The organism is Desulfovibrio sp. 1214_IL3152, from assembly GCF_036763055.1.
Classification (GTDB): domain Bacteria; phylum Desulfobacterota; class Desulfovibrionia; order Desulfovibrionales; family Desulfovibrionaceae; genus Desulfovibrio.
Genome location: NZ_JBAIYW010000427.1, coordinates 1 through 2374, shown reverse-complemented (window position 1 = coordinate 2374; position 2374 = coordinate 1). Strand labels below are relative to the sequence as shown.

Sequence of the window (2374 nt, the reverse complement as noted above, 5' to 3'; positions counted from 1 at the left end):
GCCGTCTCTTCAGTTTTGGCATGCCTGCCGCACAACCAGCCGGCAGTGCCGCTGTCTTCAGCGCAACGTGCTTCAGCCCCAGGGCTGAAGCACGTTTGCATTGGAGCGGAGCGTCAACCGCAAGCAGGCGCGACGCCTCGCAAACCGCGCACTGACAAGAGCAGACTGAAGGGGCATGCCGACTCACACCCATGCATTTGCACAAAACCCTTTGACAACAGCCGCACAAGGCTGCTCACCCCCCAAAACGATCTGGCATATTATTCCCAATACATTAAATATATTACGTGATTTTGGCCTGCAAGCGTGCCTGCGCCTGACGCACTCTCAAATGCCGCGAACATAACTCCGCTCAAATACGAAGCGGCAACAGCCCGTCTTTTCAAATAATCTTTTTGTTCCTGCCGAAAAATCGCCTTTTCGCGAGATTGCGAAAAAAAGCGCCATCGCCCCTTTCAGGCCGTGCAAGGGCAGCGAATGACTAATTTTATTTTCCACCGCCTTGTGTGACACAATCTGTCAATTTTAAAATATATTTAATAATATTATAATATTATATGATATTTTTCCATACGGCAATCAATGTGCCCGGTATAAAAATCCCTTTATCTGTACTATTTTTCTCCATCCGAGCAAATGGCAAAACAAAGACAATGTGCTTTTTTTTCAGCCGGGGGGCTTCTCTTTTTTAAAAACATGTCGTAAGATGGCATTTATGTTTCTTGGCTTTAGACAAGGCCTTTTCGCTTTTTCAGATGTTTGCGGGTCAGGAAATTTTGCAAGAGGTAGTTGACTTTTTGTTAGATTATTCACAAGATGGATTTCGAGAGAAGCCCTCCCCATTCCGGCTGTGCGTACTGCCGTGGCGGGAGGCTGTCATAACCAAAACACGGAGGATTTCGCGATGTCCAAGTTGGTAGCTCCTCACGGCGGTAAGGGTCTGGTCTGTTGCCTGCTTGAAGGCAAGGCCCTGGAAGATGAAAAGAAAAAGGCCGCTGGCCTCAAGCAGATCGAAATTTCTTCCCGCGCCAAGGGCGACCTCATCATGATGGGCATTGGCGGCTTTTCGCCTCTGAACGGGTTCATGAACAAGGCCGACTGGAAAAGCGTGTGTGAAAAAATGACCCTCACCGACGGCACCTTCTGGCCTGTGCCCGTAACCCTTGACGTCTCCGCTGACGAAGCCAAGAGCATCAAGGTCGGGGAAGAAGTGGCCCTGGTGCGCAAGGGCGAAGTCATGGCGACCATGAAGGTCGAAGAAATCTATGAAATGACCGAAGCCGACAAAAAGATGGAGTGCGAGCTGGTCTTCAAGGGCGAAGGCCCTGACTCTGAAAAATTCTGGGAAGTGGCCCCCGAAGACCATCCCGGCGTGAAAATGGTTCTGGCCCAGAAGGAATACAATATCGCCGGTCCCGTGAAAGTGCTCTCCCAGGGCGAATTCCCCGAAAAGTTCCCCGGCGTGTACATGACCCCCGCCCAGCTGCGCGCCAAGATGGACGAACGCGGCTGGCAGAAGGTTGCCGCCCTGCAACTGCGCAACCCCATGCACCGTTCGCATGAATACCTTGCCAAAATCGGCGTGGAAGTGTGCGACGGCGTGGTCATTCACTCCCTGGTCGGCTCCCTGAAGCCCGGCGACATCCCGGCCGAAGTGCGCGTCAGGTGCATCGACACCCTGGTGGACAAGTACTTTGTGAAAGACTTTGTCATCCAGGCCGGTTACCCCCTGGACATGCGCTATGCCGGCCCGCGTGAAGCCCTGCTGCACGCCACATTCCGCCAGAACTACGGCATCAACAACCTGCTTGTGGGCCGCGACCACGCCGGCGTGGGCGACTTCTATGGCATGTTTGAAGCCCAGGAAATCTTCCGCAAAATGCCTGCCTCCGCAGATCCGGCCAAACGCCTGCTCTGCGAACCCCTGAACATCGACTGGACCTTCTACTGCAAGAAGTGTGACGGCATGGCGAGCATGCGCACCTGCCCGCACGGCAAGGATGACCGCGTCATCCTGTCCGGCACCAAGCTGCGCAAAATGCTCTCCGAAGGCGCGGAAGTGCCGGATCACTTCGGTCGCGATGAAGTGCTCGCCATCCTGCGCGAATACTATTCCGGCCTGACCGAAAAAGTCGAAGTCAAGATGCAGCGTGCCGCCTCTGGTTCCACCATGTAGGGTTGCCGCAGTCACAACGCGAAAGGACGTCCGCAAGGGCGTCCTTTTGTTTTTTCCGTACTCGCTGCAGCCACGCCATGCTTTACCTGAGGGCAAAAAAAGCCTATAGAGGTATGATACATTCAGGGTTCAGGAATCGTGCCGCGGTGCCGCCGCCGCGCGGTCCGGCCCGTTTCTTTGCAAGTTCCGGCGGCGCGA

1 protein-coding gene is annotated in these 2374 nt (G+C 54.3%); it reads left to right on the top strand.

Translation table 11 applies throughout. From position 1 onward, the window contains the following. Positions 1-904 precede the first annotated feature (904 nt). On the top strand, positions 905-2176 hold the full coding sequence (gene sat / locus V6C07_RS09030; protein ID WP_333536084.1) for a sulfate adenylyltransferase: 1272 nt from the start codon (positions 905-907) through the stop codon (positions 2174-2176). Positions 2177-2374: the final 198 nt, after the last annotated feature.